This window comes from Faecalibacterium sp. AF28-13AC (assembly GCF_003478405.1).
Taxonomy (GTDB): domain Bacteria; phylum Bacillota; class Clostridia; order Oscillospirales; family Ruminococcaceae; genus Faecalibacterium; species Faecalibacterium prausnitzii_E.
This window is the reverse complement of record NZ_QUFG01000007.1, coordinates 95,317-116,491: the sequence shown is the minus strand read 5'-3', so window position 1 is coordinate 116,491 and position 21,175 is coordinate 95,317. Positions and strand designations below refer to the sequence as shown.

At 60.7% G+C, this 21,175-nt stretch carries 21 protein-coding genes and 1 riboswitch; of the genes, 15 read left to right on the top strand and 6 right to left on the bottom strand.

The genetic code is table 11. The features are described 5' to 3' along the window. Positions 1 to 25 precede the first annotated feature (25 nt). Entirely contained in the window at positions 26 to 1,057 is a 1,032-nt protein-coding gene (locus DWY95_RS11455) for a P1 family peptidase (protein WP_097791939.1), read from the top strand. 334 nt (positions 1,058 to 1,391) lie between these two features. On the opposite strand, the gene DWY95_RS11450 is transcribed toward DWY95_RS11455, so the two are convergent. From DWY95_RS11450 to DWY95_RS11440, 3 genes are read right to left on the bottom strand one after another with little or no spacing between them, the layout of a single operon-like run. Further along, complete coding sequence (locus tag DWY95_RS11450; RefSeq protein WP_118553594.1) at positions 1,392 to 1,970, bottom strand: flavin reductase family protein; 579 nt, start codon at positions 1,968 to 1,970, stop codon at positions 1,392 to 1,394. Continuing rightward, positions 1,967 to 2,944, bottom strand: a complete 978-nt coding sequence (locus DWY95_RS11445; protein WP_118553593.1) for a glycosyltransferase family 2 protein — start codon at positions 2,942 to 2,944, stop codon at positions 1,967 to 1,969. The genes DWY95_RS11450 and DWY95_RS11445 overlap by 4 nt, the downstream gene beginning before the upstream one ends. Positions 2,945 to 2,987: 43 nt before the next feature. Then, the gene (locus tag DWY95_RS11440) at positions 2,988 to 3,668 is read right to left on the bottom strand and encodes a Crp/Fnr family transcriptional regulator (protein ID WP_118553592.1); all 681 of its coding nucleotides are present in this window, start codon (positions 3,666 to 3,668) and stop codon (positions 2,988 to 2,990) included. 178 nt (positions 3,669 to 3,846) lie between these two features. On the opposite strand from DWY95_RS11440, the gene DWY95_RS11435 reads away from it, so the two are divergent. After that, positions 3,847 to 4,875 (top strand): ABC transporter substrate-binding protein, encoded by a 1,029-nt coding sequence (locus DWY95_RS11435; protein ID WP_118553653.1) that lies wholly within the window; start codon positions 3,847 to 3,849, stop codon positions 4,873 to 4,875. 45 nt (positions 4,876 to 4,920) lie between these two features. Here DWY95_RS11435 and brnQ read toward each other — a convergent pair whose 3' ends face one another. Continuing rightward, a complete protein-coding gene (gene brnQ / locus DWY95_RS11430; protein WP_118553591.1) occupies positions 4,921 to 6,180 on the bottom strand; it encodes a branched-chain amino acid transport system II carrier protein in 1,260 nt (419 codons plus the stop codon). A gap of 166 nt (positions 6,181 to 6,346) precedes the next feature. Between brnQ and DWY95_RS11425 the strand changes: the two genes are divergently transcribed. Together DWY95_RS11425 and DWY95_RS11420 are read left to right on the top strand one after the other, a co-directional pair. Beyond that, the gene (locus DWY95_RS11425; protein WP_118553590.1) at positions 6,347 to 7,114 is read left to right on the top strand and encodes an ABC transporter permease subunit; all 768 of its coding nucleotides are present in this window, start codon (positions 6,347 to 6,349) and stop codon (positions 7,112 to 7,114) included. Position 7,115: 1 nt separating this feature from the next. Further along, the gene (locus DWY95_RS11420) at positions 7,116 to 7,691 is read left to right on the top strand and encodes an ATP-binding cassette domain-containing protein (protein ID WP_118553589.1); all 576 of its coding nucleotides are present in this window, start codon (positions 7,116 to 7,118) and stop codon (positions 7,689 to 7,691) included. Here the strand turns inward: DWY95_RS11420 and hemW are convergent. Beyond that, positions 7,686 to 8,768 carry a radical SAM family heme chaperone HemW gene (gene hemW / locus DWY95_RS11415; protein ID WP_118553588.1) on the bottom strand — a complete coding sequence of 361 codons (1,083 nt, stop codon included), beginning with the start codon at positions 8,766 to 8,768 and terminating at the stop codon, positions 7,686 to 7,688. The genes DWY95_RS11420 and hemW overlap by 6 nt on opposite strands. Before the next feature lie 100 nt (positions 8,769 to 8,868). Here hemW and DWY95_RS11410 point away from each other — a divergent pair, with 100 nt between their 5' ends. The 11 genes from DWY95_RS11410 (at position 8,869) to DWY95_RS11365 (ending at position 19,751) form a co-directional block, all read left to right on the top strand. Next, positions 8,869 to 9,570: a Bax inhibitor-1/YccA family protein gene (locus DWY95_RS11410; protein ID WP_118553587.1), complete on the top strand. Its 702-nt coding sequence runs from the start codon at positions 8,869 to 8,871 to the stop codon at positions 9,568 to 9,570. Positions 9,571 to 9,709: 139 nt separating this feature from the next. Continuing rightward, positions 9,710 to 10,507: a M23 family metallopeptidase gene (locus DWY95_RS11405; RefSeq protein ID WP_118553586.1), complete on the top strand. Its 798-nt coding sequence runs from the start codon at positions 9,710 to 9,712 to the stop codon at positions 10,505 to 10,507. Between the two features lie 156 nt (positions 10,508 to 10,663). Continuing rightward, a complete protein-coding gene (locus DWY95_RS11400) occupies positions 10,664 to 11,956 on the top strand; it encodes an NAD(P)/FAD-dependent oxidoreductase (protein ID WP_118553585.1) in 1,293 nt (430 codons plus the stop codon). 23 nt (positions 11,957 to 11,979) lie between these two features. Beyond that, the gene (cmk, locus tag DWY95_RS11395) at positions 11,980 to 12,642 is read left to right on the top strand and encodes a (d)CMP kinase (protein WP_118553584.1); all 663 of its coding nucleotides are present in this window, start codon (positions 11,980 to 11,982) and stop codon (positions 12,640 to 12,642) included. A 10-nt stretch (positions 12,643 to 12,652) separates the two neighbouring features. Further along, positions 12,653 to 13,270 carry a lysophospholipid acyltransferase family protein gene (locus DWY95_RS11390; protein WP_118553583.1) on the top strand — a complete coding sequence of 206 codons (618 nt, stop codon included), beginning with the start codon at positions 12,653 to 12,655 and terminating at the stop codon, positions 13,268 to 13,270. Between the two features lie 28 nt (positions 13,271 to 13,298). Further along, complete coding sequence (locus DWY95_RS11385) at positions 13,299 to 15,209, top strand: bifunctional 4-hydroxy-3-methylbut-2-enyl diphosphate reductase/30S ribosomal protein S1 (RefSeq protein ID WP_118553582.1); 1,911 nt, start codon at positions 13,299 to 13,301, stop codon at positions 15,207 to 15,209. 126 nt (positions 15,210 to 15,335) lie between these two features. Beyond that, positions 15,336 to 15,953 carry a GtrA family protein gene (locus DWY95_RS11380; protein WP_118553581.1) on the top strand — a complete coding sequence of 206 codons (618 nt, stop codon included), beginning with the start codon at positions 15,336 to 15,338 and terminating at the stop codon, positions 15,951 to 15,953. 37 nt (positions 15,954 to 15,990) lie between these two features. Then, on the top strand, positions 15,991 to 16,125 hold the full coding sequence (locus DWY95_RS17555; RefSeq protein ID WP_005944717.1) for a hypothetical protein: 135 nt from the start codon (positions 15,991 to 15,993) through the stop codon (positions 16,123 to 16,125). Between the two features lie 15 nt (positions 16,126 to 16,140). After that, positions 16,141 to 16,806 (top strand): deoxyribose-phosphate aldolase, encoded by a 666-nt coding sequence (gene deoC, locus DWY95_RS11375; RefSeq protein ID WP_118553580.1) that lies wholly within the window; start codon positions 16,141 to 16,143, stop codon positions 16,804 to 16,806. A gap of 154 nt (positions 16,807 to 16,960) precedes the next feature. Continuing rightward, a riboswitch (SAM riboswitch) is annotated at positions 16,961 to 17,059 on the top strand. Between the two features lie 107 nt (positions 17,060 to 17,166). After that, a complete protein-coding gene (gene metK, locus DWY95_RS11370) occupies positions 17,167 to 18,321 on the top strand; it encodes a methionine adenosyltransferase (protein ID WP_118553579.1) in 1,155 nt (384 codons plus the stop codon). A gap of 287 nt (positions 18,322 to 18,608) precedes the next feature. After that, positions 18,609 to 19,751: a ribose-phosphate pyrophosphokinase gene (locus tag DWY95_RS11365; protein ID WP_118553578.1), complete on the top strand. Its 1,143-nt coding sequence runs from the start codon at positions 18,609 to 18,611 to the stop codon at positions 19,749 to 19,751. Positions 19,752 to 19,824: 73 nt separating this feature from the next. On the opposite strand, the gene DWY95_RS11360 is transcribed toward DWY95_RS11365, so the two are convergent. Next, entirely contained in the window at positions 19,825 to 21,153 is a 1,329-nt protein-coding gene (locus DWY95_RS11360; protein ID WP_118553577.1) for an MATE family efflux transporter, read from the bottom strand. Positions 21,154 to 21,175: the final 22 nt, after the last annotated feature.

The window sequence follows — 21,175 nt, the reverse complement described above, 5'->3', positions numbered from 1 at the left end:
CACTGGTCCAAAGGAGGATGCTGCAATGGGAATCGAAACGAACAAATGGGGCTTCCGGGTCGGCAGACTGCCGCACGGCCCCCGGAACAAGATCAGCGATGTGCCGGGCGTGACGGTGGGGCACTGCACACTGGCGGACGGCAATGTCCAGACCGGCGTGACGGCTCTGCTGCCGCATCCGGGCGATGTGTTCCACGATAAGGTGCTGGCGGCCAGCCATGTCATCAACGGCTTCGGCAAGACGACCGGCCTGGTCCAGATCGACGAGCTGGGGACGCTGGAAACGCCGATCCTGTTCACCAATACCCTCAGTGTGGGCACCGTGGAGACGGCACTGGTGAAGTATATGCTGCAGCGTAATCCGGATATTTGCGAGACTACCGGCAGCGTGAACCCGGTCGTCTGCGAGTGCAACGACAGCGGCCTGAACGACATCCGGGGCCTGCATGTGACCGAAGAGCATGTCTTTGCCGCGTTGGCCGACTGCCGGGCCGATTTTGCCGAGGGTGCCGTCGGAGCCGGGCGCGGGATGCGCTGCCACGGCCTGAAAGGCGGCATCGGGTCGGCATCCCGGCAGGTGGAGCTGGACGGGAAGACCTACACCATCGGTGCGCTCGTCCTCTCGAACCATGCCGTTTTCGACGACCTCGTCGTGGCGGGGACGCCCATCCAGACGCTGCTGGATGCGAAGATCCCGCCCCATGAGGACAAAGGCTCCATCATCACGGTGCTGGCTACGGACATCCCGCTCAGCGAGCGCCAGCTGCGGCGGCTCTGCCACCGGGCGCTGGTGGGCCTGTCCCGCACCGGCTCCTACTGCGGCAACGGCAGCGGCGAGATCGTGATCGCCTTTACCACGGCCAACCGGATGCCGCATTACGCCGACACGGCCATCCTGCCCATGGCCATCCTCCACGATGACGCCATCAACCCGCTCTTCCGTGCGGTGGCGGAGTGCGTGGAGGAAAGCGTTCTGAGCAGCCTGCTCCACGCCGAGACCGTGACCGGAAATCATGGCCGGACGGTGCGCTGCCTGACGGAATTGCTGGAACAATAAACAAAAGCGGGAAACGCTTCTGTGTTTCCCGCTTTTGTTGCATCTTGTCGAAATCTATGCTATACTGAATCTGCTGCTTAGGTAGCAAGGCACTGCACATACGGCAGGCGGTTGGCCTACACTTCCCGAAAGGGGGTGAGGCAATGCGTATTACATTCCATATTGGTGAATTTACGATCACCATTATCGTGAAAAAACGCTGAACCGCCACCTCGGCAAAGGCGACGGTTCAATTTTTGAACTAACCTGATAGCAAGAGGTCAACCGCTTGTCGCAGTGCCTTCTTTGGTTTTAGTATAGTGCGTTTTATCGTTTTTGTCAAGTGCGGCGGGAGTCATTTCCGCCGCGTTTTCTTTTTCCGCACACTGTAGCCGAAGGTGCCCAGCTTTTTGCCGAGGCTCAGGTACTCGCCGTGGCTGTAGACGATGAGCCGGGCCTTGTCGAGGCAGAGCTTGCCGTTCTCGTCCAGCAGGCTCTCGTCCACATCGCAGGCCACGACCTCCGCCAGAAAGAGATCATGGCTGCCCAGCGGGATGATCTGCGTGATCCGACATTCGAGGTTGACCGGGCTTTCTTCGAGGATGGGGCAGTCGGTCAGGACCGTGCCGGGGGCTGCATGGAGCCCGCAGGCGGCGAATTTGTCCACATCCCGGCCGCTTTTGACGCCGCACCAGTCCACCGAGCGGACCAGTGCCTCCGTGGGCAGGTTGATGGCGAACTGCCCACTCTCCCGGATGAGGTGGTGACTGAACCGCTCCGGTCGGACGCTGATGGATACCATGCTGGGCTGGGTGCAGATGGTGCCCGTCCAGCCGATGGTGATAAGGTTGGGGGTCTCCAGCCCGCCGCAGGAGACCAGCACCGGCGGTTCCGGGTTCAGCAGGGTGCTGCCTTTCCAGCTCTGTTTGCTCATCCGTGATACTTCCTTTCATACGGGGCCCAGGTGCGCTCGCTGATGATGTAGCGGGGGCGTGCCTTGGTCTCCATGTAGATCTTGCCGATGTATTCGCCGATGACGCCCAGGCAGATGAGTTGGACGCCGCCCACGAAGCAGACGATGCAGATGGTGGAGGCCCAGCCTGCCACCACGCTGCCCAGCGCCGCCTGCACGATGGCCCAGATGACGCCGATGAAGCTGATGAGGCTGACGACGATGCCTGCGCCGGTGATGAGCCGGATGGGCTTGTTGGACAGGCTGGTGATGCCGTCAAAGGCCAGTGCCAGCATCTTGCGCAGGGGGTAGTGGCTCTCGCCGGCCAGACGCTCGTGGCGCTCGTAGCTTACGGTCGCACTGGGAAAGCCCACCAGCGGCACCATGCCGCGCAGGAAGATGTTGACCTCTTTATAGTCCGCAAAGCTCTCCAGCACGCGGGCGCTGATGAGCCGGTAGTCGGCATGGTTGAAGACGATGTCGGCCCCCAGAGCGTTCATCAGGTGGTAGAACCCCTCGGCGGTGAACCGCTTGAAGAAGGTGTCGGTGTCGCGGCGGCTGCGCACACCGTAGACCACCTCGGCACCGTCCAGATACTTCTGCACCATCTCGTCCATGGCGTTGATGTCATCCTGCCCGTCGCAGTCGATGGAGATGGTGACGTCGCAGTCGCTGGCCTTGGCCTCCATCAGCCCGGCCAGCACGGCGTTCTGGTGGCCGCGGTTCCGGCTCTGGGAGATGCCAATGAAGTGCTCATCTTCCTTTGCGAACCGGCAGATGAGCTCCCAGGTGGAATCGCGGGAGCCGTCGTTGACGAAGAGCACCCGGCTCTTGTCGCTGACAAGGCCCTTTTCGGCCAGCGACTGGAGCTTCTGCAAAAACATCGGGGCCGTGATGGGCAGGACCTTTTCCTCGTTGTAACAGGGGATGACGATCCAGAGAATGGGTTTGGACATGAAATGTTACCTCGTTTTATGGATTGTACGCAGGAACGGGCCGTCAGAGCACCATCTGCCGCAGCGCATCCGGCTGCAGCAGCTTGAAGCTGGAACGGTAGGTGTCCAGCAGGCCGTCGCGCTGCATCAGGCTCAGCTCCCGCGAGAGGGCGCTGCGGTCGCAGTTGAGGTAGTCGGCCAGCTGGATGCGGGAGAAGGGGATGGAAAAGGTCAGGCTGCCCTGCTGCTCAGCCTCACTGAGCAGGTAGGCGCAGACCTTGGCCCGCAGGCTTTTCAGCACCAGCAGGTCCACCCGGCGGGAGAGCAGGAAATACTTGTCGCTGATGGTGCGCACAAGGTTCTGCAGCGCCTGCTGGTGGGCGGCGCTGCCGTCCGAGAGGAGCAGCCGCTCATAGGGGAAGAGCAGCACCTCGCAGCTGGAAGCTGCCACCACGGTGACGGGGCTGTCCAGACTGGAGCCGCCCAGCACATCACCGAAGACGCCGCCCGGCCCCATCCGGGTGATGGGTACACGGGCCCCGCCCGGCGCAGGGCGGTAGGCTTCGATGCTGCCGGTGAGCACGATGCCCACCCGGCGGTTGGGCATCCCCGCCTGCACCAGGGTTTCGCCCTTGCCGTAGCTGCGAATCACTGCACCCAGCTCGCTCAGCAGAACGCGGAGCGCGTCGTCTTCGATGCCGGTGAAAAGAGAGGTCGATCGTAACAAAGGAAGAATGTTTTCCATAGCCGTCCTGTGAGGTTTTCTCCGGGCCCTCACCGCCCACTGGCGATTCCGTTGCGCGTGCAACGGTATTTTTGGCTCTATTATAGTAAACTTGAGCCTGTAAAGCAAATGTTTTTCGAAAAATTTGCAAATTTGTTCACGATTGGAACAGATCAAGAGAGGAAGGAACAACACAATGATGAAAAAACTGACATCCCTGCTGCTGTCGGCGGCGCTGCTCGTCGGGATGCTGGCCTGCGGGGCATCGGCCAAGACGAACACCACCGTCCGGGTGGCCGGCCTGAAAGGCCCCACCACCATGGGTCTGGTGAATCTGCTGGCCATGGAACAGAACGGAACGGCTTCCCAGAACTACGACCTGCAGCTCTACGGTGCCGCCGATGAGGTCGTGCCCAAGCTCATCAAGGGCGAAGTGGACATCGCCGCCATCCCGGCCAACCTCGCCGCAACCCTCTACCAGAAGACCAGCGGCGGCATCCAGGTCATGGCCGTGAACACGCTGGGCGTGCTGTATGTGGTGGAAAAGGGCGACACCGTCCACCGCTTTGCAGACCTGAAGGGCCGCACCATCCTGTCCACCGGCAAGGGGACTACCCCGGAGTACGTGCTGCGCTATCTGCTCCGGAAGAACGGCATCGACCCCGACAAGGATGTGAAGATCGAATATTACAGCGAGGCATCTGAGGTGACTGCCCAGATGGCTGCCACGAAGAAAGACGCCATCGCCGTGCTGCCCCAGCCCTATGTGACTGCCGCCCAGATGAAGGACAGCAGCCTGCGCGTCGTGTTGGACCTGACCAAGGAGTGGAACAAGGTCTGCGACACCCAGCTCATCACCGGCGTGACGGTGGTGCGCACCGCCTACGCAGAGGAGCACCCGGAGGAGGTCATCAACTTCCTGAAGGACTACCAGAAGAGCGTGGATGCCGCCAACGACGACCTGGACGGCACCGCCGCACTCTGCGAGGAGGTCGGCGTGGTGGCCAAGGCAGCCATCGCGAAGAAGGCGCTGCCCAAGTGCAACATCGTCTACCGCATCGGCGACGAGATGAAGGCGGACGTCAACGCTTATCTGCAGGTGCTCTATGACGCTTCGCCCGCCGCCGTGGGCGGCAAGCTGCCGGATGCAAACTTCTACTACACCGAGGCCACGGTGGCCAAACGTGTGCAGAAGGCATTCCAGCGCCTGGTCAACTCGCTGAAGTAAACAGGGCTTCCATAAAAAAGTGCCGTGCAGCTGCACGGCACTTTTTCATGGGAACAGGAACCCGACCAGAAGCCCCGCCGCTGCCGGGACGACCCAGCCGAAGCCATAGGCCCCCAGCGGAAGGGCGGTGACGAAGACAGCGGTGAACGGCAGGGCTGCAAGGACGCTCTGCACGGCCGTCAGTGCGACGGTGCAGACGTAGACGCTCCGTTTCTGGAACGCTTTGGGCAGGAACGACAGCGCGATGAGCACGATGGCTGCCGGATACAGTGCGCTCAGAACCGGGGTGGACAGCCGGATGATGCCCGCCAGCCCGATGTTGGAGATGAGCATACTGGCGGCGGCGAAAAAGCCCGCGAGAGCCGGGTAGGGGATGCGGGGGAGCAGGGTGTGGAAATACTGCCCCACGCAGGAGATAAGCCCCACACAGGTGTTGAAGCAGGCGATGAGGAAGATGGCCGCTAAGAGCAACTGCCCGGCCCGGCCGAACAGGGCGCTGGCAAGGGCAGAGAGGACTTCGGCGCCGGTGGTGCAGTCCGGCGCGGCGGCACCGGTCAGCGCGCCCATATGGCCCAGCATGGCGTAGATGACCAGCAGCAGCCCGCCCGCGAGGAAGCCCGCCCGGATGGTGTTCTGACGGATGGCGTTTTCCTCAGTGACGCCGAGGGCCTGGATGTTGAGTGCGAGGACAGCCCCGAAGTTCAGCCCCGCAAGGGCGTCCATGGTCTGGTAGCCGCCCAGAATGCCTTCGAATGCGGGCAGACGGGCATAGGCGGCGGCAGGGGAGCCGTACTGCGCGGCCACCGGGTGGAGCAGACAGCCCGCGAACAGGACGAAGATCAGCGCGATGAGGGCCGGGCAGAGGACGCGGCCCAGCCGGTCGGTGAGCTTTTCCGGATGGAGCGCCACGAGGAACGCCGCTGCAAAGAAAACGATGGAGTAGCTCAGCTGCAGACCGCGCCCGCCGCCCACCAGAGGCACCAGCATCTCGAACGAGGTGCTGGCCGTGCGGGGGATGGCGAGGCATGGTCCGATGGAGAGATAGACCAGAATGGTGAACACGAGGGAAAATTTCGGGTGGACCCGGCTGGCCAGATGGTCGAACCCGCCCGCTCTGGCCACGGCCACTACGCCTGCGATGGGCAGGCCAATGGCACTGACGGCGAACCCGGCAAAGGCAGGCCAGAAGTTGGAACCGGCCTGTGCGCCGAGATGGGGCGGAAAGATCAGATTCCCGGCTCCGAAGAACATCGAAAACAGCGTAAAACCGAGGAGCAGGCGCTGCCTGACGGGGAGCTTTTGCATGGGGGAGGGCCTCCTTTCCGGGCGGGATGCCCGATGAACTACTTTACAGTATAGAAGCGAAAACCCCTCACGTCAAGAAAAAGAAAGGTGAAGAATTGTATTCTATCACATGATATGCTATCTTATAAAAGAAAAAACAGGGAATGGGAAGGAGCGGACGAGCGCAATGAAACAAACGAAAAAAAGCCGCCTGGCAAAGTGGGCGGCGGCGGGGTTCTGGCTGGCGGTCTGGCAGGCTGCGGCCATGGCCGTGGGGCAGGAGGTCTTTCTGGTGTCGCCGGTGCAGACGCTGGGCACCCTGCTGGAGCTGCTGCCCCAGGCAGAGTTCTGGCAGCGCATTGGCTTCAGTGCCGGGCGCATCCTGCTGGGCTTCGGGCTGGGGGCGGTGTCCAGTGTAGTGCTGGCCGTGGCCGCCGGGCGCTGGGCGTGGGTGGAAGCCCTGCTCGCGCCGGTGATGCAGCTGGTGAAGGCGACGCCGGTGGCGAGCTTCATCATTCTGGCACTGGTGTGGGTCAGCGGAAGCTCGCTGTCGGTCCTCATCAGCTTTCTGATGGTGCTGCCGGTGCTCTACGGCGCGGTGCGCACCGGCATCGGGAGCGTGGATGTGCAGCTGCTGGAAATGGCAAAGGTGTTCCGGCTCCCGCTGGGGCGTCGGCTGCGGGCCATCTGGCTCCCGGCTGTGCTGCCGGCGTTCCGGCAGGGGTGCAGCGTGGCACTGGGCATCTGCTGGAAGAGCGGCGTAGCGGCGGAAGTCATCGGCCTGCCCGACGGCAGCATCGGCGATGCACTGTACCGGGCCAAGATCACCCTGTCCACCGGGGAGCTGTTCGCCTGGACTTTTGTCATCATCCTGCTGAGCGCAGTGTTCGAAAAGCTGTTCCTGGCCCTGCTGGACAGAGCCGTGGCCCGTGTGCTGGGGGAAGAGGGTGTATAAAATGCAATACAAACTGGAAATTTCGAATCTGACAAAACGCTTCGGAGAAAAAACGCTCTTCGAAGCGCTGGACCTGACCGTTACCGGCCCGGCTATCCTCTGGGCACCCAGCGGGTGGGGCAAAACGACCCTGCTCCGCATCCTCATGGGGCTGGAAGTGCCCACCTCCGGCACTGTGACCGGCGTGGGGAAGGTGGGGGCTGTCTTTCAGGAAGACCGGCTCTGCCCCCAGCTGAACGCCATCCAGAACGTGGAACTGGTGCTCCCGGAGGGAAAAACGAAATACAGAGAGCAGATCCACAACAATTTTTTACAGATCGGATTGGATGAAGCCGCCCTCTCGCTCCCGGCACGGAAGCTGTCCGGCGGGCAGAAACGCCGTGCGGCCCTGCTGCGGGCACTCTGGGCCGAGAGTGACACCCTGCTGCTGGACGAGCCGTTCACCGGCATGGACCCCGACACCATGAAAAAAGCCGCAACGCTGCTGAAGGAGCGTTGCGGCGAAAAGGTCGTTCTGCTGGCCACCCACGATCAGGAGGCCATTCAGGAGCTGGGCTGGCGGGTGATAGAATTATAACAATTCTGCCAGGATGCTGTTTTGCACGATCAGCCCGGCGGGGGTCAGCGCGAGGGTGCGGCCGTCGAAGGACGCATAGCCGTTCTTGACGCAGTTTTTGACAAAGGCAAGCTGCGACGTGGAAAATTCCTTCCCGAAGCGGGCCTTGTACTCCGCCAGGTCCAGCCCCTTGCGCAGGCGCAACTGTAAAATGAGATAATCCTCTGCGCCGCAGCCGCCGTCCAGAATGGGGGCGGCAGTGTCGTGAAGAAAGGCTTCGGTGTCGGCGGGGTAATAGAACCGCCTGCCGCCCATGCAGGAGTGCGCCGCCGGGCCGAGGCCGAGGTAGTCCCCGCAGTCCCAATAGATGAGGTTGTGCTTCCCCTCATAGCCGGGCTTTGCAAAGTTGGAGATCTCGTACTGCTGGTAGCCATGGTGTTCCAGCTGCTCGACGGCGTAGAGATAAAAGTCCGCCGCTTCGTCCGGGGAGGGCAGCCCCTCCGGCGGATGCCGGCCAAACGCGGAGTCCGGCTCGATCTTGAGCAGATAAGCTGAGATGTGGGTGGCACCGCCGCTTTCGATCAGCTCCAGCGTCTCGTCGAACTCCGCCTGCGTATAATGGGGCAGGGCCAGCATGATGTCGCCGCTGATGTTCTCGAAGCCTGCCCGCCGCGCGGCTGCGAATGCCGCCCGCGCCTGCCGGGCTGTGTGGGGGCGGCCCAGCGTTTTCAGCTGGCTATCCCGTGCGGACTGGACGCCGAAGGAGATGCGGTTGATGCCGGCTTCCCGGAAGGCGCAGAGCGATGCCTCGGTGACCGTTTCCGGGTTGGCTTCCAGCGTGACCTCGGCACCGGGGAGGGGAGACGCTGCCGCGATCAGCCGGGCGGCATCCTCCGGGGCCAGCAGGCTGGGGGTGCCGCCGCCGAAATAGAGGGTGTCCGGGCGGAGCGGGGCATCCGGCGAAAAGCGGTGCAGTTCCCGCAGCAGGGCGTCCACGTATGCCGAGGGGACGCCCCGCTGGCCGGGTGCGGAATAGAAATCGCAGTACCGGCATTTGGAAAAACAGTAGGGAATGTGGAGATAAAGTCCAAGAGACACGAAATATCACAGCCTTTTTCATGAAACGTTCATTTCTATGCAGTATACTATATTTCGTAGACCGGGGCAAGGCTCCGGAACAAGATGGGAGGACCTTACCATGGATTACAGAAATTATAACCGCGGCTATGCGGAGCCTACGATGAGCGCATCGGACTATATGACCCGCACCTACCGCTGGATGGCCAGCGGGCTGCTCATCACCTTTGCAATGGCCTATATCACCGCGACAACGCCGCTGCTGTATCTGGTCGATTCGCTTTACCTTGTGCTCACCATCGCTGAGCTGGCCCTCGTGTTCGTGCTCAGCTCCCGTGTACAGACCATGTCGGTGCAGGGGGCAAGGGCGACCTTCTTCGGGTACGCGCTGCTCAACGGCATGGTGCTCAGCTACTACTTCCTCGCCTTCTCGGTGGGGGAGCTGATCTTAGCCTTCCTTTCCACGGCGCTGTACTTCGGCCTGATGGCCGTCTACGGCACCACTACCCACAAAGACCTGACCGGCTGGGGCCCCCGCCTGATGATGGCACTGGTGGCCATGCTCATCACCGGCTTTGTCGGGATGCTGTTCGGCTTTGGCTTTGGCGGCTCGGTGCTCTACTGCGGCATCGGCTTGGTGGTCTTTATGCTGCTGACCGCCTACGATACCCAGAAGCTGCAGCAGATGTACAGCTATTACGCTGCCGACGCCGAAATGGCGGAAAAGGCTTCCATCTACGGTGCGCTGACCCTGTATCTGGACTTCATCAACATTTTCCTGTATGTCGTCCGCCTGCTGGGCAACAACCGCCGCCGCAGCTGACGATCTTAAAAAATAAGGGATGTGCCCGCCGGGCACATCCCTTATTTTTTATAGGAACAACTGAATAAACCCTGCGCAGCCATCGCACACTACAATCAGAATTTGGACCGTACACAAACGATGATTGGAGTAACGAACCATGGAACAACTCAAAAGATTTCTGCGGGACAAGGGGTTTGCGCTGGCGCTGCTGGCCTGTCTGGTGGCCGCGGCTGCGGCGGGCGTCTGGGCCGTGCGCACCGTCCGGGACGAGCTGAAAGAGAACCTTGACGGCCTGAACGAGCCGGACAGCACTTCGACCTTGCCCGGCATCGACGAAGACCTGACGATCATCCCGGAGGAGGAATATCCCGAATGGCAGCAGCCTACTACGCCCGCCGCAAACAGTGTGGCCAATGTCCCCAAGGCCGACCCGGCCCCCAAAGCCGGGTCTTCAGCGTCGTCTGCTGCCTCGTCTGGGCAGGCGTCTGGCTCTGGTTCGGTGCGCGAACCCTCCGCCTTGCAAGGCGCATCCTCGCCTGCCAGCAGTTCGGCAGCGCCTGCTTCCACGCAGCCCATCTTTGGCAGAGTGTTGAACGCCTACAGCGGCGATGAGCTGGTGTACAACAAGACGCTGGGCGACTGGCGCACCCACAACGGCATCGACTATGCAGCCCACGAAGGCGAAGCAGTTCCTTCCCCGGTGGACGGCAGCGTGGTGCTCGCTGGTGCCGATGGCAGCTGGGGGCCGGTCGTGGCCGTGAAGGACAGCGCGGGCCGTGTCTGGCGGCTCTGCGGTGTGGCCAGCCCCAAGGTGAAGGAAGGCGACACCGTGTCGGCCGGGCAGGTGCTCGGCACCGTGGGCAGCGTGAGCTGCGAGTGCGCCGAGGAGAGCCACCTGCATCTGGAAGTGAAGCAGGGCGACAGCTATCTGGACCCCGCAGCGTGCAGGAACTGAATCAGCGGCCCGCCGGAGGGAAAAAGCCCCCGGCGGGCTTTTTTGTGTGGGGATTTCCAGCAGTTCCGGGCCGGGAAGCGATTGCATTTGGAAGCCGATTCTGGTATGATACAATAGAACAAGTTTCGACAGAGCGTGAACACAGGAGGAAGCAGGATGGCAAAGGTGTTAATCGTGGGCGGCGGTGCGGCCGGGCTGATGGCGGCGGGTGCCGCGGTGCGGCAGGGGCACGAGGTGACGGTGCTGGAGCACATGGAAAAGCCCGGCCAGAAGATCCTCGTCACCGGCAAGGGCCGCTGCAACGTGACCAACGACTGCACGGCGGAGGAATTCCTGCGCCATGTGCGGACCAATCCGCGCTTCCTGTTCTCCTCGCTGGGGGCGTTCCCGCCAGCCAGAACGATGGAGCTGTTTGAGGGGCTGGGCGTGGAACTGAAGGTCGAGCGGGGCCGCCGGGTGTTCCCGGTGTCAGACCGGGCCGAGGAGATCCGTCAGGCGCTGCTGCGCTACGCCGAGGAGGCCCGCATCGTCCGCGACGGGGCCCAAAAACTGCTGCTGGAGCCGCTGGCCCCGGCTGAGGAGGCTGCCTCTGCGGTGCCGGAGAACCCGCGCCACCCCAAAAAGAAAAAGCCCGGTGCGGCCTGCCGCTGCGTCGGGGTGCGGGGAACCTCCGGCAGAGAGTACCGCGCCGACGCCGTGCTGGTGGCCACGGGCGGCCTGAGCTACCCGACGACCGGCTCCACCGGCGACGGCTACAAACTGGCCGAGCAGGCCGGGCACACCATCGTGGAGCCGGTGCCCAGCCTGGTGAGTCTGGTCAGCCATGACCCGGACTGCAAGAAGATGATGGGGCTGGCCCTGAAAAATGTGACGCTGACCCTGTTTGAGGACGGCAAGGCCATCTTCGACGAGCAGGGCGAGATGCTGTTTACCCACTTCGGCATCAGCGGCCCGCTGACGCTGAGCGCATCCAGCCACCTCGGCGACATGAAAAAGCACCGCTACCATGCGGAGATCGACCTGAAGCCCGCCCTGAGCGAGGAGCAGCTCTACGACCGCATCACCCGCGATTTTGCCCTGTTGGCGAACCACGCGGCGCAGGGGGCACTGGTCAAGCTGCTGCCGTCCAGTATGCAGCCGGTCATGGTGGCCCGCTGGGGCATCGACCCGGCCACCAGAGCAAACCAGATCACCCGCGAGCAGAAGCGGGAGCTGGTGCAGCTGTGCAAGCACTGGAAGGTGCCCATTGATGCCCGCGGCGACCTGGCCCATGCGGTCATCACGTCGGGCGGCGTGTCGGTGCGGGAGGTTGACCCCAAGACCATGCAGAGCAAGAAGGCGCTGGGCCTCTATTTTGCAGGCGAGGTGCTGGACGTGGATGCCTACACCGGCGGCTACAATTTGCAGATCGCGTTCTGTACCGCACAGAGTTTTGCAAATAATTTATAATTTATAGATAAGGAGACATACACATGATTTCTGTTGCGATCGATGGGCCTGCAGGTGCGGGCAAATCCACGCTGGCGCGCCGTCTGGCGGCTGAGCTGGGCTACATTTATGTAGATACCGGTGCGATGTTCCGCACCATCGGCCTGTATGCACTGCGCGCGGGCAAAGACCCCAAGGACAACGAGGCCGTCAATGCACTGCTGCCGGAGATCTCGCTGCGGCTGGATTCGGTGGACGGCGAACAGCACATCTACCTGAACGGGGAGGACGTCAGCCGGCTCATCCGCACTGATGAGGTGGGCATGGCGGCTTCGGCTGTGGGGGCCAACCCGGCAGTCCGCGCCTTTTTGCTGGATCAGCAGCGCGATATGACCCGGACCCAGAACGTTCTGATGGACGGCCGCGACATCGGCACGGTGGTGCTGCCCCATGCGACCGTGAAGATCTTCCTGACCGCTGCCCCGGAGGCCCGCGCCAGACGCCGCTGGAAGGAGTATCAGGAGAAGGGCGTGGACATCTCCTTTGAAAAGGTGCTGGAAGATGTGAAGCAGCGCGATTATCAGGACACCCACCGTGAGGCTGCCCCGCTGAAGCAGGCCGACGACGCCGTTCTGCTGGACACCTCTGAGCTCAACTTTGAGCAGAGCCTGGATGCCATGAAACAGATCATCGCATCCAAGGTCTGAGAGGAGCGCAATGGTACTCTATTATATTTTGCTCCCGCTGGCGTGGATCGTGTTCCACATCGGGTTCCGGGTGGAGTGCATCGGTCGGGAGAATCTGAAGAAAGTCCGGACGAGCGGCTGCATCATCGCACCGAACCATGTTTCCGCCATCGACCCGGTGTTCGTGGTCATCACCCGGTTCTGGGGGCGGCGGATGGTGGTCTTTGCCAAGAAGGAACTGTTTGAGATCAACGTGTTGCTGACCTGGTTTTTCCGCTGGATGGGGGCGCTGTGTGTGCGCGGCACTCGCGAAGAGCTGGACGTGATCGACCAGACGGTGGAGGCCTGCCGGAACGGCGGCACACTGCTCATCTTCCCGGAGGGCACCCGCGAAAAAGAGGGGAAGCTCCTGCAGCCCAAGAGCGGCCTGTTCGTCATTGCGGCGCAGGCGGCGGTGGATGTGGTGCCGGTGCGCATCCTTTACGACACACCGGACGGCAGGATGAAGCTGTTCTGCAAGGTGAAGGTCGTCTACGGCGAGCCGATGCCCGCCGCGCAGTTCGCCATGGAGAGCCGCCGCGACCTGAAGACCCTGCGGGCCAACAAGCAGGCGCTTCTGGACGCATGGGAAGATTTGGGTCGACAGTGAGTGAAGCCAATCAAGACAGGAGGATAACATGGAGATTCGTTTGGCGAAGACGGCGGGCTTCTGCTTCGGTGTGAACCGGGCGGTGGAGCTGACGTATAACCTGCTGGATGAGGGCCACAAGGTGGCAACGCTGGGGCCGCTCATCCACAACCCGCAGGCTGTGGCCGATATGGAGCGCCGGGGGGCGCTGGTGGCCGACACGGTGGACGACATCCCCGCCGGGTACGAAGTCATCATCCGCAGCCACGGTGTGCCCCGCAGCATCTACGACACGCTGGAGCAGCGTGCCCTGGTCTACCACGACGCGACCTGCCCCTTTGTGAAGAAGATCCAGAACATCGCCGCCAGGGCCGAGGCCGAGGGCGCAGTGCTGCTGGTGGCAGGCGACAAGACCCATCCGGAGGTGCAGGGCATCGTCGGACATACCGGGGGAGAGGTATTTGTGTTCAGTGATCTGGACGAGTTGAAGGCCTGGAAAGGCCCTTCGGACCCCTCAAAACCCATTTTTGCGGTTGCACAGACCACATTTCAGGTAACAAAATGGCAAGAAAGTTCGGAGTTTCTCAAAAAAGCCTATACAAACGCCCGAATTTTTGATACAATATGTAATGCGACGTGGGCGAGGCAACAGGAAGCGGAAGACCTCAGCCAGCAATGCGACATCATTGTTGTCATTGGCGGTCATCATTCTTCCAATACCCAAAAGCTGGTACAGGTCGCCGCAAAGCACACGCGAGCCGTAACGGTCGAGACAGCGAGCGAACTTCGGCCTGAATGGTTTGCGAATGTTAAAACGGCGGGCGTCACAGCAGGGGCTTCAACGCCATCGTCTATTATTGAGGAGGTACTTAACAGTATGAGCGCAGAAATCAATGACAGCATGAGCTTCGAGGAGATGCTGAACGCATCCGAGGAGAAGCGTGTTCATGCAGGCAGTATTGTGAAAGGAATCGTGACCAGCATCTCTGCCAACGAGATCCAGGTGGATATCGGTGCGAAGCAGACCGGCTTTGTCAAGCTGAGCGAGCTGACCGATGATTCCTCCGCCAAGGTCGAAGACCTGGTGAAGGTTGGCGATGAGCTGGACCTCATCGTCGAGAAGGTTATGGACCAGGACGGCGTCATCCAGCTCTCCCGCAAGAAGCTCGCATCTCGCAAGGGCATGGAAGAGATCGCCAAGGCAGCAGAATCCGGTGAAGTCGTCGAGGGCGATGTCACCGAGTTCAACAAGGGCGGCGTTGTCGTCAACGTCAAGGGCGTCAAGGTGTTCGTTCCCCGTTCTCAGGCCACGATGCGCCGCGACGAGGACTACACTGCTCTGGTCGGCCAGCACGTTCAGCTGGTCGTCACCGAGTGCTCCGGCCGCAAGATCGTCGGCAGCATCAACAAGGTCACCGCTGAGCAGAACAAGGCAAAGCGTGAGGAGTTCTGGGCAAATGTCGAAGTGGGCAAGAGCTACACCGGCGTTGTCAAGAGCCTGACCTCTTACGGTGCATTCGTCGATATCGGCGGTGTGGACGGCCTGTGCCACATCAGCGAGCTGAGCTGGAACCGCATCAAGCATCCCTCTGAGGTCGTCTCTGTCGGCGACACCATCGAGGTGTATGTGAAGGATATCGACCGTGAGAACCACAAGGTCTCTCTGGGCTACAAGAAGGCTGAGGACAACCCCTGGGAGCAGCTGAAGAACAACTACCCCATCGGCAGCACCTTCCATGCTCCGGTCGTCTCTCTGACCAAGTTCGGTGCTTTCGTCCGCATCCTGCCGGGTGTTGACGGTCTGGTCCACATCAGCGAGATCAGCAATGACCGCGTTGAGAAGGTCTCCGACGCACTGAAGGTCGGCGATATGGTCGATGTGAAGCTGCTGGATGTCGACTTCGACAAGAAGCGCATCAGCCTGTCCATGAAGGCTCTGCTGAACGAGGACGCTGAGTAATCAGCCCATCGTGAAGGCAAACGCCTGACACAATGCGATCAACAGCCCCGTTGCCGGGATAACGGCGGCGGGGCTGTTTTTTATCCCCTTGCAGGCAGGCCCTGCGGTTGAGGAAATGTGAGTTTTATGATACACTGGATCAAAAAGCACTGGGAAGTGCTTTCCTATCTCATCTTTGGTGTGCTGACCACCCTGCTGAACATCGTGCTGTATGCGCTGTTCAACAAGCTGTTCGGCTACACAGCTGCCAACAGCTGGGGCAATGTGCTGGATAACATCATCTGCATCCTGTTTGCCTACTGCACCAACCGCGCCTTTGTGTTCCGCAGCAAAACGCAGGGCAAGGCCATGGCGAGGGAATTTGGTGCATTCGTCACCTGTCGTCTGGGTACAATGTTGCTGGACACTGCAATTATGCTGGTGCTGGGCAATCTGCTGGCTGCGCAGGGTGCAGCGCTGATGGACGAGCTGATGCAGGGGGTGCTGAGCGTGGTGGCCCACTGGCTTGGCCCGGATACGGCCATCCAGATGGCAGCCTCCTATGCAGGCACACCGGCGGGGGTCACGGATGGCTCTGCCGCTATTGCCGTCATCGGCGGTGCAGACGGCCCCACGGCGATCTTCGTTACCAGCCGCTACAATGCGCAGGCACTGTGGGGCCTTGCCGTGAAGATCTTTTCCAATGTACTGGTGATCGTGCTGAACTATGTGTTCAGCAAGTTGATCATTTTTAAGAAAAAGTAAGGTTCTACCAATCAAAACATTTAGGAGGTACGGTTTTATGAAGCGTGGTCTGAAAGGTTTTGCATTTCTGGTTTCCGGCTTGGTGCTGGGCATCATTGGTGCAACGGTCTCTGCAACTGCAATTGCCCTGAGTGCTGTCGGCATGGCAAAGGTGCGCCGTGCCAGCAAGTAAAAAGGAGAAACAAACATGACTCGTGAAGAAATTCTCTCCCATGTGGATCACACTCTGCTCAAGCCGGAGGCCACTTGGCCGCAGATTAAGGTTATCTGCGACGAGGCCGTTGAAAATCACACGGCTTCCATCTGCATCAACACCTGCTATGTGAAACAGGCCGTGGAGTATCTGGCGGGCCGCATCCCGGTGTGCTGCGTCGTCGGCTTCCCTCTGGGGGCCATGGACACCGAGTCCAAGGCGTTTGAGGCAAAGAAGGCCATCGAGAACGGCGCGTCTGAGGTGGACATGGTCATCAACATCGGCCGCCTAAAGAACAAGGAGTACGACGCCGTCCGCGAGGACATTCGCGCCGTCAAGCAGGCCGTGGGCGACAAGGTGCTCAAGGTCATCATCGAGACCTGCCTGCTGACCGACGAGGAAAAAGAGAAGATGTGCGACATCGTCTGTGAGGCGGGGGCAGATTATATCAAGACCAGCACCGGTTTCTCCACCGCAGGCGCGACCTTCCACGACGTGGAGCTGATGGTCAAGGGTGTGCATGGCCGCTGCAAGGTCAAGGCTGCCGGCGGCATCTCCACCGTGGACGATATGGAAAAGTTCCTCGCGCTGGGCGCGGACCGTCTGGGCACTTCCCGCGCGGTCAAGCTGCTGAACGGCGAACAGGCAAAGGGTTACTGATTTTTTTTCAGCAAAAGCACAGCGAACGCTGTGCTTTTGTTGGTCAAACCGGTCTTCTTGATCAATTTTGGAATGTTGTATAAAAAGAGTCAGACTGTTCTTGACATTTCGACGAAGAGATGATAAGATATTACGCAGAAAACAACTGAATACCGACTTATCAAGAGCGGCTGAGGGGACAGGCCCTGTGAAGCCCGACAACCTGTGCGAGAGCATAAGGTGCCAAATCCTGCGGGAAACCGAAAGATAAGAGTGCAACGCTCAGAGCTTCGGTTCTGAGCGTTTTTGTTTGCGCAAAAAATCTTGATGCCGTGTAGGAAGCTGTGAATGGATCACCACATTTTATGGAGGACAACTTTTATGGCAAGACATCTGTTTACTTCTGAGTCCGTTACCGAAGGACATCCCGACAAGATCTGCGACCAGATCTCCGATGCGATCCTGGACGAGATCCTGACCAACGACCCCGACGCCCGCGTGGCCTGCGAGACCTGTGCTTCCACCGGCCTGGTGCACATCATGGGCGAGATCACCACCAACTGCTACGTCGATTTCCAGAAGATCGTCCGCGAGGTCGTCTCTGAGATCGGCTACACCCGCGCAAAGTACGGCTTTGACGCCGACACCTGCGCTGTCATCTCCAACATCGACGGCCAGAGCCCCGACATCGCCCTTGGCACCAACGATCAGGTCGGCGGTGCAGGCGACCAGGGCATGATGTTCGGTTATGCCTGCGATGAGACCCCGGAGCTGATGCCCATGCCCATCTCACTGGCCCACAAGCTGGCCAAGCGCCTGACCGAGGTGCGCAAGAACGGCGAGCTGGACTATCTGCGCCCGGACGGCAAGAGCCAGGTCACTGTGGAGTACGATGAGGACGGCAAGCCGTTCCGTGTGGACGCCGTGGTCATCTCCAGCCAGCACAGCGACTCCGTCAGCATGGAGCAGCTGCGCGCCGACGTGATGGAAAAGGTCATCAAGGCCACCATCCCCGCCGAGCTGCTGGACGAGAACACCAAATACTACATCAACCCGACCGGCCGCTTCGTCGTGGGCGGCCCGCAGGGCGACTCCGGCCTGACCGGCCGTAAGATCATCGTCGATACCTACGGCGGTTATTCCCGCCACGGCGGCGGCGCGTTCTCCGGCAAGGACCCCAGCAAGGTGGACCGCAGCGCTGCGTATGCGACCCGCTGGGTGGCCAAGAACATCGTGGCTGCCGGTCTGGCCAGCAAGTGCGAGGTGCAGGTGGCGTATGCCATCGGCGTGGCAAAGCCGGTCTCCATCATGGTGGATACCTTCGGCACCGGCAAGGTCGCCGACGACAAGATCGAGCAGGCTGTGGAGAAGGTCTTTGACCTGACCCCCGCCGCCATCATCCGCGACCTCGACCTGCGCAAGCCCATCTACCGCAAGCTGGCCGCTTACGGCCACATGGGCCGCGAGGATCTGGGCGTGAAGTGGGAGAACACCGACCGCGTGGAAGCACTGAAGGCTGCTGTGGCAGCGCTGTGATCGGCATAAGAAACTGAAAAAACGGTCCGGGACCTTTCCGCTGGGAGAGGCCCCGGACTGTTTTTTGTGTCGAAGAAGGCAGGTTTGTATGAAAAAACTGTGGTTTTTGTAAAAAACTCACAGAGTCCTACGGATTTTGGAATAACAGATGTGCAAGGCGCAGAAAATCCGCTCATGGGGGAATTTTTGGGTGTCGAAACGGAGATTTTGTGATAGAATAGAAACAGATATGGACTTCAGCAGTCCTGTTGTCGGCTTGGTTTAAGGAACATGAAGGAGTTGTAACAATGTCTAACGAAGTTAACCCGATGGCATTTTTTCAGGAGCCCAGCGTTGCAGATCTGCGTCTGCTGGCCTGCCCCGGTGCAGAGGAGCTGACCGACCTCATCGACAGACACCTTGTCGAGTGGGCAAAGTCTGCCGGTGTGGAGAAGGATAGCTTCATCATCCCCTGCGAGTGCCCCCGCTTCCAGAGCGGCGACGCAAAGGGCCTGGTCAAGGAGTCCGTCCGCGGCGACGATATCTTCATCGTTGTCGATCCGGGCAACTACAGCGTGACCTACAACCTGTTCGGCTACGAGAACCACCTCTCTCCCGACGACCATTTCGCAAACCTGAAGCGCCTCATCCAGGCCGTGGCCGGCAAGGCACACCGCGTGTCGGTCATCATGCCCAGCCTGTACGGCGGCCGCCAGCATCGCCGCGTCGTCCGCGAGAGCCTGGACTGTGCTGTGGCCCTGCAGGAGCTGCAGACCATGGGCGTGAAGAACATCATCACCTTTGACGCACACGACCCCCGCGTCCAGAATGCCGTGCCCCTGCTCAGCTTCGACAACGCGATGCCGACCTATCAGGTCCTCAAGAGCCTGCTGAAGAAGAACCCGGAGATCAGCTTCGACAAGGAGCAGTTCATCGTGGTCAGCCCCGACGAAGGCGCAATGAGCCGCAACATGTACTTCTCCAGTGTGCTGGGCTGCAACCTGGGCATGTTCTACAAGCGCCGTGACTATACCCGCGTCGTGAACGGCCGCAACCCCATCGTGGCCCACGAGTATCTGGGCGATTCCGTGGAGGGCAAGACCGTCTTCATCGCGGACGACATCATCGCTTCCGGCGAGAGCATGCTGGAAGTTGCCGGCAACCTGAAGAAGCGCGGTGCTGGCCGCATCATCGCCAACGCTACCTTCCCGCTGTTCACCAGCGGTCTGGCAAAATTCGACCAGGCCGTGGCGGACGGCACGCTGGACTATGTGGTGGGCACCAACCTGACCTACCGTCTGCCGGAGCTGCTGACCCGCAACTGGTACGTCGATGTCGATGTTTCCAAGTATGCTGCCTACTTCGTGGTGGCGCTGAACCACGACATGTCCGTTTCCAGCATCATCGATCCCATCAAGAAGATCGAGGCTCTGCTGGCAAAGCGCGGCTGATCAAACGCAAACCAAAAGGGAGGCTTCCTGCGAAGGAGGCCTCCCTTTTTAGCGTCCGGAAAAGGGTCTGGTTTTACAACGTCCCGTTCTTCAGGCAGCGCACGAGGGCGGGCACTTCGTAGAGGAGCATGAGGACCCAGCCGACGGCGTAGCTGTAGGGCAGTGCCTCGATGTCCATGTGGAGGATGAGGACGAAAACAGCGGCAGCGGCCACACGGCCTGCCATGTTGAGCATACTGCTGTTGAGGGTGATCTTCAGGTCGCCCAGGCCGCGGAAGCCGCCCTGCACACCGTTGGTGAGGGCAGGCATCAGGTAGAACAGGGAGACGAGCCGCAGAAAGCGGACACCAAGCTCCACGACTTCGGGCTGGTCTGCGAAGAGGCGGATGATGGGTTCGGCGCAGACGTAGCAGAGAATCGTGATGCAGACGGCGTAGACGGCTTCGATCTTCAGGCCGCAGAAGAAGCCCTTGCGGACGCGGTCCTTTTTCCCGGCACCGCGGTTCTGGGCCATCAGGGTGGTGGCGGCGTGGCCGATGTTCTGCTGAGGAATATAGGCGAAGTCGTCGATGCGGCTGGACGCAGTGAACGCGGCCATGGCGTTGACGCCCATCGTGTTGACGATGGCCTGCACCGCGATCTTGCCCAGCTGGACCGTGGCCTGCTGCATGGCGCTGGCCCAGCCATAGCTGACGGTCTTTTTCAGCAGGGAGCTGTCAAAAATGAGCCAGCGGCGGCCAAGCTGCAGGACGGGGATCTTCCAGCGGATGTAGATGAGGCAGAGCGCACAGCAGGCGGCTTCGCTGAGGACGGTGGAAAGCGCACAGCCTTCCGAGCCCCAGTCCAGAACCTCAACAAAGAACAGGTCGCCCGCGATGTTCAGCACCGAACTGACCATCAGAAAGTAGAGGGCGCTTTTGCTGTCGCCCAAAGCGCGCATGGTGGCGGCGAGGAAGTTGTAGAAGAAGGTGAAGATGAGGCCTGCAAAGACGATGCGCAGGTAGTTCACCGCGATGGGAAGGATCTCTTCCGGGACCTGGAGCAGCCGCAGCAGGGGATTCGCCAGCAGGATGCAGACCAGCGAGAAGGCCAGAGAGAACACGGTGCCCGCGATGGCGGTGGTGGAGACCTGGCGCTCCACGAGCTTGTTGTCGCCTGCACCGAACGCGGTGCTGACGAGGATGCCTGCACCCAGGCACATGCCGTTGATGAAGAGGATGGCCAGCGTCATCAGCGGGTTGGAAGTGCCGACAGCGGCCAGAGCGTCTTCGCCGACGAACTTGCCCACGATGATGCTGTCCACCGCGTTGTAGGTGAGCTGAAACAGATTGCCCAGCACGAGGGGAATGGTGAAGTTTACCAGAAGCGGTGTGATGCTGCCGGTGGTCATATCTTTTGTCATGGTAGATGCTCTTTTCTGTTGG

What these genes read in the sequence shown, in the direction of transcription:
- DWY95_RS11455 (WP_097791939.1), top strand. Translation starts at nt 26, where the DNA reads ATGGGAATCGAAACGAACAAATGGGGCTTCCGGGTCGGCAGACTGCCG.
- DWY95_RS11450 (WP_118553594.1), bottom strand. Translation starts at nt 1,970, where the DNA reads ATGAGCAAACAGAGCTGGAAAGGCAGCACCCTGCTGAACCCGGAACCG.
- DWY95_RS11445 (WP_118553593.1), bottom strand. Translation starts at nt 2,944, where the DNA reads ATGTCCAAACCCATTCTCTGGATCGTCATCCCCTGTTACAACGAGGAA.
- DWY95_RS11440 (WP_118553592.1), bottom strand. Translation starts at nt 3,668, where the DNA reads ATGGAAAACATTCTTCCTTTGTTACGATCGACCTCTCTTTTCACCGGC.
- DWY95_RS11435 (WP_118553653.1), top strand. Translation starts at nt 3,847, where the DNA reads ATGAAAAAACTGACATCCCTGCTGCTGTCGGCGGCGCTGCTCGTCGGG.
- brnQ (WP_118553591.1), bottom strand. Translation starts at nt 6,180, where the DNA reads ATGCAAAAGCTCCCCGTCAGGCAGCGCCTGCTCCTCGGTTTTACGCTG.
- DWY95_RS11425 (WP_118553590.1), top strand. Translation starts at nt 6,347, where the DNA reads ATGAAACAAACGAAAAAAAGCCGCCTGGCAAAGTGGGCGGCGGCGGGG.
- DWY95_RS11420 (WP_118553589.1), top strand. Translation starts at nt 7,116, where the DNA reads ATGCAATACAAACTGGAAATTTCGAATCTGACAAAACGCTTCGGAGAA.
- DWY95_RS11410 (WP_118553587.1), top strand. Translation starts at nt 8,869, where the DNA reads ATGGATTACAGAAATTATAACCGCGGCTATGCGGAGCCTACGATGAGC.
- DWY95_RS11405 (WP_118553586.1), top strand. Translation starts at nt 9,710, where the DNA reads ATGGAACAACTCAAAAGATTTCTGCGGGACAAGGGGTTTGCGCTGGCG.
- DWY95_RS11400 (WP_118553585.1), top strand. Translation starts at nt 10,664, where the DNA reads ATGGCAAAGGTGTTAATCGTGGGCGGCGGTGCGGCCGGGCTGATGGCG.
- cmk (WP_118553584.1), top strand. Translation starts at nt 11,980, where the DNA reads ATGATTTCTGTTGCGATCGATGGGCCTGCAGGTGCGGGCAAATCCACG.
- DWY95_RS11390 (WP_118553583.1), top strand. Translation starts at nt 12,653, where the DNA reads ATGGTACTCTATTATATTTTGCTCCCGCTGGCGTGGATCGTGTTCCAC.
- DWY95_RS11385 (WP_118553582.1), top strand. Translation starts at nt 13,299, where the DNA reads ATGGAGATTCGTTTGGCGAAGACGGCGGGCTTCTGCTTCGGTGTGAAC.
- DWY95_RS11380 (WP_118553581.1), top strand. Translation starts at nt 15,336, where the DNA reads ATGATACACTGGATCAAAAAGCACTGGGAAGTGCTTTCCTATCTCATC.
- DWY95_RS17555 (WP_005944717.1), top strand. Translation starts at nt 15,991, where the DNA reads ATGAAGCGTGGTCTGAAAGGTTTTGCATTTCTGGTTTCCGGCTTGGTG.
- deoC (WP_118553580.1), top strand. Translation starts at nt 16,141, where the DNA reads ATGACTCGTGAAGAAATTCTCTCCCATGTGGATCACACTCTGCTCAAG.
- metK (WP_118553579.1), top strand. Translation starts at nt 17,167, where the DNA reads ATGGCAAGACATCTGTTTACTTCTGAGTCCGTTACCGAAGGACATCCC.
- DWY95_RS11365 (WP_118553578.1), top strand. Translation starts at nt 18,609, where the DNA reads ATGTCTAACGAAGTTAACCCGATGGCATTTTTTCAGGAGCCCAGCGTT.
- DWY95_RS11360 (WP_118553577.1), bottom strand. Translation starts at nt 21,153, where the DNA reads ATGACAAAAGATATGACCACCGGCAGCATCACACCGCTTCTGGTAAAC.